Origin of the sequence: uncultured Mycobacterium sp., assembly GCF_964249325.1 — a bacterium.
In the GTDB taxonomy this organism is placed as follows: Bacteria; Actinomycetota; Actinomycetes; order Mycobacteriales; family Mycobacteriaceae; genus Mycobacterium.
Map to the genome: position 1 here is coordinate 573 of NZ_CAXUCH010000126.1, position 11,713 is coordinate 12,285.

The 11,713-nt window shown below is 67.2% G+C and carries 14 protein-coding genes and 1 pseudogene; 10 read left to right on the forward strand and 5 right to left on the reverse strand.

The features are described 5' to 3' along the window. The first annotated feature begins 33 nt into the window (after window positions 1-33). Window positions 34-513, forward strand: coding sequence for an amino acid permease (locus tag ACFE99_RS15745; RefSeq protein ID WP_375486859.1), 480 nt, complete (start codon window positions 34-36; stop codon window positions 511-513). A 4-nt stretch (window positions 514-517) separates the two neighbouring features. Here ACFE99_RS15745 and ACFE99_RS15750 read toward each other — a convergent pair whose 3' ends face one another. Together ACFE99_RS15750 and ACFE99_RS15755 are read right to left on the reverse strand one after the other, a co-directional pair. Then, window positions 518-1,927: a selenium-binding protein SBP56-related protein gene (locus tag ACFE99_RS15750; protein ID WP_375486861.1), complete on the reverse strand. Its 1,410-nt coding sequence runs from the start codon at window positions 1,925-1,927 to the stop codon at window positions 518-520. 37 nt (window positions 1,928-1,964) lie between these two features. Further along, window positions 1,965-2,360, reverse strand: a complete 396-nt coding sequence (locus tag ACFE99_RS15755; protein WP_375486863.1) for a nitroreductase family deazaflavin-dependent oxidoreductase — start codon at window positions 2,358-2,360, stop codon at window positions 1,965-1,967. A 22-nt stretch (window positions 2,361-2,382) separates the two neighbouring features. On the opposite strand from ACFE99_RS15755, the gene ACFE99_RS15760 reads away from it, so the two are divergent. Beyond that, window positions 2,383-2,781, forward strand: coding sequence for a nitroreductase/quinone reductase family protein (locus ACFE99_RS15760; protein WP_375486878.1), 399 nt, complete (start codon window positions 2,383-2,385; stop codon window positions 2,779-2,781). Between the two features lie 459 nt (window positions 2,782-3,240). On the opposite strand, the gene ACFE99_RS15765 is transcribed toward ACFE99_RS15760, so the two are convergent. Continuing rightward, window positions 3,241-3,471, reverse strand: coding sequence for a hypothetical protein (locus tag ACFE99_RS15765; RefSeq protein ID WP_375486865.1), 231 nt, complete (start codon window positions 3,469-3,471; stop codon window positions 3,241-3,243). Window positions 3,472-3,696: 225 nt separating this feature from the next. Here ACFE99_RS15765 and hemL point away from each other — a divergent pair, with 225 nt between their 5' ends. The 7 genes from hemL (at window position 3,697) to ACFE99_RS15800 (ending at window position 10,903) form a co-directional block, all read left to right on the forward strand. Further along, window positions 3,697-4,974, forward strand: coding sequence for a glutamate-1-semialdehyde 2,1-aminomutase (hemL, locus tag ACFE99_RS15770; protein WP_375486880.1), 1,278 nt, complete (start codon window positions 3,697-3,699; stop codon window positions 4,972-4,974). After that, a complete protein-coding gene (locus ACFE99_RS15775; RefSeq protein WP_375486867.1) occupies window positions 4,974-5,582 on the forward strand; it encodes a histidine phosphatase family protein in 609 nt (202 codons plus the stop codon). Before hemL ends, ACFE99_RS15775 begins: the two co-directional genes overlap by 1 nt. Next, window positions 5,579-6,199: a TlpA disulfide reductase family protein gene (locus ACFE99_RS15780; RefSeq protein ID WP_375486882.1), complete on the forward strand. Its 621-nt coding sequence runs from the start codon at window positions 5,579-5,581 to the stop codon at window positions 6,197-6,199. Before ACFE99_RS15775 ends, ACFE99_RS15780 begins: the two co-directional genes overlap by 4 nt. Next, entirely contained in the window at window positions 6,196-6,969 is a 774-nt protein-coding gene (locus ACFE99_RS15785; RefSeq protein ID WP_375486869.1) for a cytochrome c biogenesis CcdA family protein, read from the forward strand. Before ACFE99_RS15780 ends, ACFE99_RS15785 begins: the two co-directional genes overlap by 4 nt. A 44-nt stretch (window positions 6,970-7,013) precedes the next feature. Further along, the gene (locus ACFE99_RS15790; RefSeq protein ID WP_375486885.1) at window positions 7,014-8,555 is read left to right on the forward strand and encodes a cytochrome c biogenesis protein ResB; all 1,542 of its coding nucleotides are present in this window, start codon (window positions 7,014-7,016) and stop codon (window positions 8,553-8,555) included. Then, complete coding sequence (gene ccsB, locus ACFE99_RS15795) at window positions 8,552-9,523, forward strand: c-type cytochrome biogenesis protein CcsB (RefSeq protein ID WP_375486871.1); 972 nt, start codon at window positions 8,552-8,554, stop codon at window positions 9,521-9,523. The genes ACFE99_RS15790 and ccsB overlap by 4 nt, the downstream gene beginning before the upstream one ends. 81 nt (window positions 9,524-9,604) lie before the next feature. Next, window positions 9,605-10,903, forward strand: a complete 1,299-nt coding sequence (locus tag ACFE99_RS15800; protein ID WP_375486874.1) for a MinD/ParA family protein — start codon at window positions 9,605-9,607, stop codon at window positions 10,901-10,903. A gap of 14 nt (window positions 10,904-10,917) precedes the next feature. Here the strand turns inward: ACFE99_RS15800 and ACFE99_RS15805 are convergent, their stop codons facing one another. Continuing rightward, window positions 10,918-11,079 (reverse strand): hypothetical protein, encoded by a 162-nt coding sequence (locus ACFE99_RS15805; protein WP_139797963.1) that lies wholly within the window; start codon window positions 11,077-11,079, stop codon window positions 10,918-10,920. Between the two features lie 45 nt (window positions 11,080-11,124). Here ACFE99_RS15805 and ACFE99_RS15810 point away from each other — a divergent pair, with 45 nt between their 5' ends. Next, a complete protein-coding gene (locus tag ACFE99_RS15810) occupies window positions 11,125-11,433 on the forward strand; it encodes a DUF4229 domain-containing protein (protein WP_375486876.1) in 309 nt (102 codons plus the stop codon). Window positions 11,434-11,575: 142 nt separating this feature from the next. On the opposite strand, the pseudogene ACFE99_RS15815 reads toward ACFE99_RS15810, so the two are convergent. Then, window positions 11,576-11,713: pseudogene (locus ACFE99_RS15815) on the reverse strand (1,4-dihydroxy-2-naphthoate polyprenyltransferase); the annotation flags it as partial.

Below are 11,713 nucleotides of genomic sequence, written 5' to 3' on the forward strand. Positions count from 1 at the left end.
GGTTTGAACTCGGGGCTGTATACGGCGTCGCGGATGCTGTTCGTGCTGGCTGCCCGGCGGGAGGCGCCCGCCCAGTTGGTGAAGGTCAGCCGACGCGGCGTGCCGTACATCGCGATCGTGTGCTCGTCGGTGGTGGGCTTCGGCTGCGTACTCATGGCGTGGGTCGCACCAGGCACGGTCTTCATCTTCCTGCTCAACTCGTCGGGCGCGATCGTGCTGTTCGTGTACTTGTTGATCGCGTTATCGCAGATCGTTTTGCGCCTGGAGACGCCGCCGGAAAAGCTGCAGGTCAAGATGTGGTTGTTTCCGATGCTTTCGATCCTCACGCTGGTCGCTATTGTCGCAGTGCTGGTGCAAATGGCGTTCGACCACGCTGCGCGCGAGCAGTTTTGGCTTAGCCTGCTCTCGTGGGCGGTGGTACTCGCGGTGTACTTTGCCGGGAAATGGTGGCACCGACGGGTCGAGCCGCCGACCGGTCACGCCAAACCGGCTTTGGTGCCCGAAGCCGAATAAGGCGCTAACTGGTGAAGCAGTACGAATCGCTGGACGCGTCACCGCCCTGCAGCCGGACTTGGTGCACTCGCAAACCGCGAAAGTCGTCGCCGTGCGGGAAGAAGTGGGTGTCGGGCACCAAGCCGCCGGCGGAGATGTCGGCGTCGAGCTTGGCCATCCACGCGCCGACGCCGTCGGGATAGAAGACCTCGTCCCAGGCCCCGTACAGGGAGTTGGTGAAATACACGCGCCGGCCGTCACGGCTGATCTCCACCATCTGCGGGCCGCCTCGGAGCGGCATATCGGGTGCCGACGGGTGCGGCTGGCGTCGTACGATCCCGCCGAGCCGCACGGACGCTGTCTCCCGCGGGTGGAACGGGTCGCTGACGTCGAATTGCTTGAGCTCGCCGGTAGCCCAACAAGATACGTACAACCAGCGATCGTCCACCGAAAGGTCGATGTCGGAGACCAGCGGCGGCACTGCACCAAACGGCTGCAAGGCCGGCGGCAGGGCGTCGGCATCGGCTGGCTCGGCCGGGATGGTGATGACCTTATCGACGGCCCACCGATCGCCGGCCTTGTGCCACAGCCACACTGAAGCCGACAGATCCTCGACACTGATCACGACGCCGGCGAAGCCCCACGTCTTGGTCGGATCGTGCGCGGGCCGCAGTTCGAGCACCATTTGGTGCTGATCGCCGAGGTCGATGCGCTGGGTGAGCTTGCGCTCAGACATGCTCCAGAAGTTCAGGTGATGGCCGAATTTGCGCCCCAGCAGGTCGTCGGGGTTCAGCCCGTTTTCGAGCATCGACGGCGTCGCCCACTCCGAGGTCACCACCGTGTCGTGGCGCAGATGCCACCACACGTCGTAGGCGAAGAATTGCGGTCCGCGGTCGACCTCCCACGGCCCGATCACCTCGAACGTGTCGTGGTCGATCAGCGCGACGCCCCCAGGCCCGTCACTGCCATTCGCGCCGCCGAGCGCCGACATGAAAATGCCGTCCGGTCCGCAATGCACGGTGTGCGGACGCGAGTAGCCGGCTTTGGTGGCAAGCTCATTCGCCTCAATCGTGTGCGTGACCTTCGGGTGGATCGGGTCGGGCTTGGCGTCGAGCACGAATGTGTTCGACGAGCGAATGCCCGGCACGACGAGGTAGCGCCGCTCGAGTTCGTGATGGCCGGCATGGCCCTCATGGCACAGCGCGCTCGAGCACGCGTTCCACCCGAAGTGGTGCAATTCGTTGCCTGCCGAGGGAAATTCGGCCCAACCGACCACGTTGCCGCAGGTCGATGAGTCGGCGTCGCAGTCCACTACGGCGAGCGCATCGTTTTTCGTGCCCGCCGGGTCGAACGCCGCGACGTAGGCCAGCCGCTCTGGTGCGGCCGCGACAGCGGCACCCGGGCTGCGGTAAAACGTCGGATCTGTGACAGCCATGAGCCAATGATCCTCCGTGGAGCCAGGCCGTTGCGAGCTATTCGGTCTTGGTGAGCAGCACCGCTTCTTCGAACGGCAACCGCGCGAAGATCGGCCGCCAGCCGCGGGTGACGTGCTGGGCGGCCTCATCCCGGGATACCTTTCGCGGGTCGGTGACGCCGAAGGTCTTGCCGCTGCGCCGCATCCGTCCGCCTCCGGCGGCGTTGAGGTTCTTCAGCCAGTCGCGGTCCGGACCGTAGGTCAACAGGATGGCCACACCCGGCTGCCCGTCGACGTCGGCGTTAAACACATTCAACGGAGTGCGGTAGGGCTTGCCGGAGCGCCGTCCGATGTGCTCGAGAATGCCGAATGGCGGCAGCCAGCCGGCCCACAGCCGTTGAACGGGGTTGGTGACGTAGCGGTTGAACCGGGCGAGCCGTTGCGGTAGTTGCATGCCGACATCAAACTCTTACCTCATGGCCTACCTCAAGCCGCCGTGGTTCACCGTCAAGATCTTCAACCGGATTGCGATGGCCACCGGAATCAGCAACAGCGAAACACTGACCGTGACCAAACGCGGCAGCGGGGAGCCGCAGAACATCCCCGTCGTCACAGTCGAGCTCGGCGGCACCAGGTATCTGGTGTCGACTCGCGGCGAGTCGCAATGGGTCAAAAACGTCCGAGCCCACCCAAACGTCACGGTGAGCAACAAGTCCGGCGCAAAAAAATACGTTGCCCACGAAACACCTGTGCCGGAGCGCCAGCCAATCCTGAACGCGTACCAGAAGAAGGCCGGAAAGGTGGTCGAGGGCTATTTCCGCAAGCTGCCCGACCCTGCGGACCACCCGGTGTTCGCGCTCACCGAGACGAGCTGAGCGGCACAACCCGCCGCGACAGCCGCGCCAACCGGGACGGGTTCGGATGCCATGGTTGCCGGTCATCACGCGGCCAGACATAGCACGGGGTCTGGTCGCAGATGAGCCGCCGCAGGCGGGAATGTCGAGTTCAGCCGCGGACCAGTCGTAAAGGCGCTGCCCTCGGGGCTCGATAACCCTGATATCGAGGAGGTGCCCGAAGCCGTGTTCTGCCTCGACGAACGGTCTGACGTCCTCACCCACCGGATAGCGGTCCGGCAGTACCCGCGAGAGCGACAGGAAGATGCCGGTGATGCCTAGCCGCGGGTCGCCGAGAAGCCGACCGGCGGGGGGGCGCCAGCCGAGCGCCAGTCGAGGCGCGGCGATCAGCGCGTGAGTGTAGAGAACACGGATCAGGACCAGGTTGATGAGGAAACGTTCCACGCGGCTCTCGCGGGACGCGAGATGTTCGTGTTCAAGCTAAGCGCTGACGACGCTCATGTTGTGCGCCGATACCAACTCGCAGCCGTGGGACGTCGAATGAACTCCCGCCTCGTTCATCGCACGCCACCATGGGCTCCCCGGCGTCGGCGCGTCGGGCGGATTGAGCAGCCCGCGCCGCAGCTGCCATCTCATGAAGGCGGATGCGGCCTGGCGGTACTGCAGGTAACCCCGGTCCACCTTCGACGGCACCCGATACGAGTTCCGCATCAAGTTGAGCCGCGCGCTCGGGTCATCGCGGACGGCCTCCACCCTGGCCGAGAGCCACGTCGGCGGCCGATCGTCGGATCACCAGCCGATTGTTTAACAACATCGACGCGGTGTGGCCACTGCGGCTGACAACTACACCCTGTAGTCAGCCCGCTCCGAGCGGCTGGGACACTAGTCGTTGTGGGTAGTACTGACCGGGTGACCACCGAAACGGCGGTTTCCGCGATGCTGTTCGACGGCGCCTGCGCCGTCATTCCCGGCGGAGTGAACTCCCCAGTGCGGGCGTTCACGGCGGTGGGCGGCACCCCCCGGTTCATCACCCAGGCAAGCGGCTGCTGGCTCACCGACGCCGACGGCAACCGGTATGTCGACTTGGTCTGCTCGTGGGGCCCGATGATCCTTGGCCATGCGCACCCCGCGGTGGTCGATGCCGTGCAGAAAGCCGCCGCCGACGGGTTGTCGTTCGGGGCCCCGACGCCCGCGGAAACCGAGCTGGCCACCGAGATCATCAGCCGCGTGCCAGCCGTCGAGCGGATCCGCATGGTCAACTCCGGCACCGAGGCCACCATGAGCGCGGTCCGGCTGGCCCGCGGCTTCACCGGCCGTGCCAAGATCGTCAAGTTCGCCGGCTGCTATCACGGACACGTCGATGCGTTGCTGGCCGACGCCGGCTCCGGGGTGGCGACGCTCGGCTTGCCGTCTACACCTGGAGTCACCGACGCTACCGCAGCAGACACGATCGTTTTGCCCTACAACGATTTCGACGCCCTGCAGCAGACATTCGCGCGATTCGGCGACGAGATCGCCGCGGTGATCACCGAGGCCAGCCCCGGCAACATGGGCGTCGTACCGCCCGGGTCTGGGTTCAACGCCGCACTGCGGGAATTCACCGCCGGGCATGGCGCGCTGCTCATCGTCGACGAGGTGATGACCGGTTTCCGGGTCAGCCGAAGTGGTTGGTACGGAATCGATCCGGTGACCGCCGACCTGTTCACGTTTGGCAAGGTGATGAGCGGCGGGCTGCCTGCTGCGGCGTTCGGCGGGCGCGCCGAGGTGATGGAACGGCTGGCGCCGCTGGGCCCGGTGTATCAGGCCGGCACGCTGTCCGGGAACCCGGTGGCCACGGCGGCGGGGCTGGCGACGCTGCGCGCCGCCGATGACGCGGTCTATACCGCGCTGGACACCAACGCCGACCGGCTGGCCGCGCTGCTGTCCGAAGCGTTGACTAAAGCCAGTGTGCCGCATCAGATTCCGCGAGCGGGCAACATGCTCAGCGTGTTTTTCGCCGACGAACCAGTGACCGATTTCGCGTCGGCGCGGGCCAGCCAAACCTGGCGTTACCCGCCGTTCTTCCACGCCCTACTAGACGGCGGCGTGTATCCGCCGTGCAGCGCGTTCGAGACCTGGTTCGTCTCGGCCGCGCTCGACGACCCGGCGTTCGATCGGATCGCCGAAGCCCTGCCCGCCGCCGCCGAAGCTGCCGCCGAGGAGCGAAAACCCTGATGGCCGAACGCACCCGAATTCACTTGGTCCGCCACGGCGAGGTCTACAACCCCACCGGCGTCCTCTATGGTCGGTTGGCCGAATTCCACCTGTCCGACAAGGGCAGGCAGCAGGCACAGGCCGTCGCCGATGCGCTGGCGGATCGTGACATCGTCGCCGTGATCGCCTCCCCGCTGGAGCGCGCCCAGGAGACCGCAGCACCGATCGCCGCCCGCCATGCTCTGCCTGTCGACACCGACGGCGACCTCATCGAGTCGACCAATTTCCTTCAAGGCAGGCGTGTTTCGCCCGGCGACGGCGCTTGGCGGGATCCGCGAGTGTGGTGGCAACTGCGCAATCCGTTCAAGCCGTCGTGGGGTGAGCCCTACAAGCAGATCGCTGCCCGGATGACGACCGCGGTGGACAAGGCGCGCGCCCGGGTCGCCGGGCATGAAGCGGTGTGCGTCAGCCACCAACTGCCGATCTACACGCTGCGGCTGCACCTGACCGGCAGACGATTGTGGCACGACCCGCGCCGGCGCGAATGCGCGATCGCGTCGATCACCACCCTGGTCTATGACGGCGACCGCTTGGTCGACGTGGAGTATTGGCAACCGGCCCAGTGTTGATCATTCGGCGGCTGGCGATCGCGGTGGCGGTGGCTGCCGCGCTGCTCGCCGGCTGTAAGAGCGGCGCCCTGGATGGAGGGGCGGTCGCCCAGGGTGGCACCTTTCAATTTGTCGCCCCGGGCGGCAAAACCGACCTCTTCTACGACCCGCCCGACCATCGCGGTCGGCCCGGCCCGGTGACCGGGCCGGATCTGATGGATCCCTCACATGCCTTGTCGCTCAACGACTTTCCCGGCAAGGTCGTCGTCATCAACGTGTGGGGGCAGTGGTGCGGGCCATGTCGCGCCGAGGTCAGCCAGCTGCAGCGGGTGTATGACGCCACCCGGAACCGAGGCGTGTCCTTCCTCGGCATCGACGTTCGCGACAACAACCGGCAAGCGGCCCTGGATTTCGTCCAAGACCATCGGGTGACGTACCCGTCGATCTACGACCCGGCCATGCGCACCATGATCGCGTTCGGCGGCAAGTACCCGACCACTGTTATCCCGTCGACGCTGATACTCGACCGCCAGCACCGAGTTGCCGCGGTGTTCCTGCGCGAACTGCTGGCCGAGGACCTGCAGCCCGTGGTGCAGCGAGTGGCGGGCGAACAAGAGATCACGCCAGGACCACAATGACCGCGTTCGCGCACATCGCCGCTGCCGGGCCGCTGCTGCTGGCGCTGGCGGTATGTGTGCTGGCAGGACTGGTGTCGTTCGCCTCACCGTGCGTGGTGCCGCTGGTGCCCGGGTATCTGTCGTACCTGGCCGCGGTGGTCGGGGTCGAAGAACAACCCGGCGCCGTCGAGGCCCCGCCCGCCGCGCGCTGGCGGGTGGCCGGCGCGGCGGCGGTGTTCGTCGCCGGGGTCACCGCCGGCTTTGTGCTGGGCACCGTGGCCGTGCTCGGCATGACCACCACGCTGATCAGCAACCAGCTGCTGCTGCAGCGGGTCGGGGGAGCGGTGACGATCGTGATGGGGCTGGTGTTCGTCGGCTTGATCCCGGCCCTGCAGCGACAGGCCCGCTTCACGCCGCGGCAGCTGTCCACGGTCGCCGGCGCACCGCTGCTCGGCGCGGTGTTCGCGCTGGGCTGGACCCCGTGCCTGGGCCCGACCCTGACCGGGGTGATCACCGTCGCCTCGGCCACCGAAGGCGCCAACGTGGTGCGCGGCATTGTCCTGGTGATCGCCTACTGCTTGGGTCTCGGTGTTCCGTTCGTGTTGCTGGCGTTCGGGTCGGCGTCGGCCGTCGCGGGGCTGGGCTGGCTGCGCCGGCACACCCGCGGCATCCAGATTTTCGGCGGCCTGCTGCTGATCGCGGTCGGTGCCGCGCTAGTCACCGGCGCCTGGAACGACTTCGTCTCGTGGTTGCGCGACGCGCTGGTGTCCGACGTGAGGTTGCCGATTTGACGGCGCTCGCCAAGGCACGCAACACGTGGCGCGCGCTGACATCGATGGGCACCGCGCTGGTGCTGCTGTGCCTGCTGGCGCTGGGCGCGATCCCCGGCGCGCTGCTGCCGCAGCGAAACCTCAACGCCGGCAAGGTCGACGACTATCTGGCCGCCCACCCGCTGCTCGGGCCGTGGCTGGATCGGCTGCAGATGTTCAACGTCTTCGGCAGCTTCTGGTTCACCGCCGTCTACGTGCTGCTGTTCGTGTCGCTGGTGGGCTGCCTGACCCCGCGCACCATCGAGCATGTCCGCAGCCTGCGCGCCACACCGGTGGTCGCGCCCCGCAACCTGGCTCGGCTTCCCAAGCATGCGATCGCCACGGTCGCCGGCGAACCCGACACCGTGGCCGCGACGATGGCGGCCAGGCTGCGCGGCTGGCGCAAGGCAATCCGCCAATCAAACGGGGCCACAGAGGTTTCCGCGGAGAAGGGCTATCTGCGCGAGTTCGGCAACATCGTCTTCCACTTCGCGCTGCTGGGCCTGCTGGTCGCGGTCGCGGTCGGCAAGCTGTTCGGCTACGAGGGCAACGTGATCGTCATAGCCGACGGCGGCCCCGGTTTCTGCTCGGCGTCCCCGGCGGCGTTCGACTCCTTCCGTGCCGGCAACAGTGTCGACGGCACCTCCCTGCGCCCAATCTGCGTCCGCGTCAACGACTTTCAAGCCCACTACCTGCCGTCCGGCCAAGCGACCTCGTTCGCCGCCGACATCGACTACCAAACCGGTCGCGACCTGGCCACGAACAGCTGGCGGCCCTACCGGCTGCAGGTCAACCACCCGCTGCGGCTTAACGGCGACCGGGTGTACCTACAAGGCCACGGCTATGCGCCCACCTTCACCGTGACGTTCCCGGACGGGCAGACCCGCACCTCGACCATGCAGTGGCGACCCGACAACCCGGTGACGCTGCTGTCGTCTGGGGTGGCTCGCGTCGACCCGCCGGCCGGCGCCTACCCCGACCCACGCGAGCGTCGCAACCACCAGATCGCGATCCAGGGCCTGCTCGCGCCCACCGCACAGCTCGACGGCACCCTGCTGTCGTCGAGCTTTCCCGCGCTCAACGCCCCCGCCGTGGCCGTCGACGTCTATCGGGGCGACACCGGCTTGGACACCGGTCGGCCGCAGTCGCTGTACAGCTTGGATCCCCGGCTCATCGAGCAGCACCGGCTGACCAAGGTGAAACGGGTGAACCTGCACGCCGGCCAACAAGTCGAAATCGACCAAGGCACCATGGTCCGCTTCGACGGCGCCGCGCCGTTCATCAACCTGCAGGTCTCCCACGACCCCGCCCAGGTGTGGGTGCTGGTCTTCGCCGCCACGATGATGGCCGGGCTGCTGGTGTCGCTGCTGGTGCGCCGGCGCCGGGTGTGGATCCGGACCGTGGCTGCGGGCCCGGGTACGGTGAACGTCGAGGTCGGTGGGTTGGCGCGCACCGACAACGCCGGATGGGGCGACGACTTCGAGCGGTTGACTTCCCGGCTGCTGGCCGGATTCGACCCTCAACCCTCGCGTGAGCCCGTCGGCGCCTCCGGAAGGGACTCCAGATGAACACCGTGCATGTCGACGTCGCGTTGGCCCGCTATTCCGACTGGGCGTTCACCTCCGCGGTGGTCGCGTTGGTGGTCGCGCTGTTGCTGCTCGCCGTCGAACTCGCTTATTCCCGAACCCGCAGTGCACCCGAACTTGTGCCAGCCGGCGCGGCCTCCGCCGACAGCGCCACCCCCGGCGTGGTAGACGCCGCGGCGCAACGGCCCGTCGACGAACGCGTCGGGGGGGCCGGCCTGGCGGTGGCCTACGTCGGCATCGGGCTGTTGCTGACCTGCCTGGTGCTGCGCGGCCTGGCCACCCTGCGCGTGCCGTGGGGCAACATGTATGAATTCATCAACCTCACGTGCCTGTGCGCGCTGGTCGCCGGCGCGGTCGTGCTGCGCCGCCCGCAGCATCGCCCGCTATGGGTGTTCCTGCTGATGCCGGTGCTGGTCCTACTCACCGTGTCCGGACGCTGGCTGTACGCCAACGCTGCTCCCGTGATGCCGGCACTGCAGTCCTATTGGCTGCCGATCCATGTGTCGGTGGTCAGCCTGGGTTCCGGGGTGTTCCTGGTCGCGGGCGTGGCCAGCATCCTGTTTCTGCTCAAGACGTCCCGGTTAAGCGATCCCGACGCGCCGGGCACGCTGGCGCGTATCGTGCGGCGGTTGCCCGACGGGCAGACGCTGGACCGCATCGCCTACCGCACTACGATCTTCGCGTTCCCTGTCTTCGGTTTCGGGGTGATCTTCGGCGCGATCTGGGCCGAAGAAGCATGGGGCCGCTACTGGGGCTGGGACCCCAAGGAAACGGTGTCGTTCGTCGCGTGGGTGGTGTATGCGGCTTATCTGCATGCCAGGTCGACGGCGGGATGGCGCGACAGGAAGGCGGCCTGGATCAACGTGGTCGGCTTCGTGGCCATGGTCTTCAACCTCTTCTTCGTTAACCTGGTGACGGTAGGTTTGCACTCGTACGCAGGCGTGGGCTGATCACACATCCCGGGGGGTCGATGGGGCGCTGCGATATGTTCGTCGCAAGCGACCCGAGTACTGCAACGAGGGGAAGAGCACGTGTCTGACCACCCAACGCAGGACGTCGGGGCATCTGGTCGCCGCGATGATCAGCCAACGACACAACTGCCTCCGCAGCAGCATCCCGGCGAACCCGACCCCAAGACCAGCGACGCGGAGACAAAGGCCTTCGCCGGCTTCCGCACCCAACGCCGGTTCAGCGAGGCCCAGACGCGTGGAGTGCCGCCGCCGCAGACGATCGCGCAGCCGCGAGCCTGGGCCGCCGCTCCTGTCACGCCGGACCGAGGGCTGCAACCATCCGCCGAGCCCACTGCCTATGGTTACTACGGCGGCGCACCCGATGCGTCGACGCCGATCGATACGCATTACCGTCCGGGTCGCAACCCGCCTTCGCCGTATCCGGAGCTGTCCACCAGCACGCTGTTGCGGCAGGTCAAACCCCCGCCATCGGAGGGTTGGCGCCGGTGGCTCTACATTTTGTCGGGGCACTTGATCAACGTCGGGGAAAGCCCGCGGGTGAACCGGTACAACGACCTGGTGGTTCAGGCCAACCGGCCGCTGCGGGGCTGCTACCGGATCGCCGTGGTGTCGCTGAAGGGCGGGGTGGGCAAGACCACCATCACCGCCTGCCTGGGAGCCACGTTCGCCTCGATCCGCGGTGACCGGGTGGTGGCCGTCGACGCCAACCCCGACCGCGGCACGCTCAGCCAAAAAGTGCCGCTGGAGACACCGGCCACGGTGCGTCACTTGCTGCGCGACGCCGAGGGCATCCAGCGCTACAGCGATGTGCGCAGCTATACCAATCAGGGGCCCAGCCGGTTAGAGGTGCTGGCCTCGGAAACCGATCCCGCGGTGTCGGAGGCGTTCAGCGCTGACGACTACACCCGCACCCTGGACATCCTTGAGCGCTTCTACGGCATCGTGCTCACCGACTGTGGCACCGGGCTTTTGCACTCGGCGATGTCGGCGGTGCTGACCAAGGCCGACACCCTGATCGTGGTCAGCTCGGGCTCGATCGACGGCGCGCGCAGCGCCTCAGCGACGCTGGACTGGCTGGACGCGCATGGCCACGGGAAGCTGGTGCGTGAGTCCATCGCCGTGATCAATGCGGTGCGGCCGCGCTCAGGCAAGGTCGACATGCAGAAGGTTGTCGATCACTTCTCACGGCGATGCCGGGCGGTACGGCTGATACCGTTCGACCCGCATCTGGAAGAGGGCGCTGAGATCTATCTGGAGCGGTTGAAGCGGGAAACCCGCGAGGCGCTTATCGAGCTGGCCGCTGTTGTCGCCGACGGCTTCCCCAGTGACCAGCGCCGGCCCACCTCGCATTTCATCTAGCGGACGGGCCGTCGCTAACGCGGGTTGTTGTCGCCGTGGCTCAGCCGCCACAAAAATTCCGGGTCGTCGTCGGGTCCGATCACGCGTGTCTTCGGCCGGTTGACCTGAGAGCGGGCGGCGCGCCAGCCGATATAGATCAGCGTCCCGAGGACCAGAACGAGGAGCAGGTAGAGCATCAACACCTCCTTTATCCGAATATACCTGCGCCGTAGGCTCGAATCGTGGCAGAAAGGCTGACCTCTACTCGCCGCGTGGCGGTTGACGTGGTGGTTTACGCCACAGCTCGGGTGGTGTTGGTGGTCGCGCTCAGCGCGGCGATCTACGCCGCGGCGCGACTGCTCGGGGTGCGCGAACTCCCCGTGGTCGTCGCCGTGCTGTTCGCTCTCGTTCTCGGAATGCCTTTGGGAATTTGGGTTTTCAGTCCGCTACGCCGCCGCGCCACTGCCGGGTTGGCCACGGTCGGGGAGCGCCGGCGTCGCGATCGCGAGCAGCTACGGGCCCGGCTGCGCGGCGAAGCGCCGCCCGAATAATGACGGGGCCGTCAACGCTTGGTTCACCTGGACGAGTGAGGCCGGTTTTCGTCGAGTCTGCGTCGATGGCGACGACACGCCGCGCGGCCGCGCAGCCAGTGCAGAGTGGGCGCGGTGAGCGCAGCCTCACCCAAAAGGCACGTCAGCCGGATAGCCCCAACGCCAGCGCCGCGGCGATCGACCACACCAGCATCGCCAGGCCCGTGTCGCGCAGTACCGGAATCAGCTCACGCCCGCCGCGGCCGGATCGCACCGGCTGCAGTGCCCGCAGCACCAGCGG

Coding starts and splice junctions, on each gene's coding strand:
- ACFE99_RS15790 (WP_375486885.1), top strand. CDS start 7,014: ATGGGCACCGCGCTGGTGCTGCTGTGCCTGCTGGCGCTGGGCGCGATC.
- ACFE99_RS15755 (WP_375486863.1), bottom strand. CDS start 2,360: ATGCAACTACCGCAACGGCTCGCCCGGTTCAACCGCTACGTCACCAAC.
- ACFE99_RS15745 (WP_375486859.1), top strand. CDS start 34: ATGCTGTTCGTGCTGGCTGCCCGGCGGGAGGCGCCCGCCCAGTTGGTG.
- ACFE99_RS15760 (WP_375486878.1), top strand. CDS start 2,383: ATGGCCTACCTCAAGCCGCCGTGGTTCACCGTCAAGATCTTCAACCGG.
- hemL (WP_375486880.1), top strand. CDS start 3,697: ATGCTGTTCGACGGCGCCTGCGCCGTCATTCCCGGCGGAGTGAACTCC.
- ACFE99_RS15805 (WP_139797963.1), bottom strand. CDS start 11,079: ATGCTCTACCTGCTCCTCGTTCTGGTCCTCGGGACGCTGATCTATATC.
- ACFE99_RS15765 (WP_375486865.1), bottom strand. CDS start 3,471: ATGCGGAACTCGTATCGGGTGCCGTCGAAGGTGGACCGGGGTTACCTG.
- ccsB (WP_375486871.1), top strand. CDS start 8,552: ATGAACACCGTGCATGTCGACGTCGCGTTGGCCCGCTATTCCGACTGG.
- ACFE99_RS15750 (WP_375486861.1), bottom strand. CDS start 1,927: ATGGCTGTCACAGATCCGACGTTTTACCGCAGCCCGGGTGCCGCTGTC.
- ACFE99_RS15775 (WP_375486867.1), top strand. CDS start 4,974: ATGGCCGAACGCACCCGAATTCACTTGGTCCGCCACGGCGAGGTCTAC.
- ACFE99_RS15785 (WP_375486869.1), top strand. CDS start 6,196: ATGACCGCGTTCGCGCACATCGCCGCTGCCGGGCCGCTGCTGCTGGCG.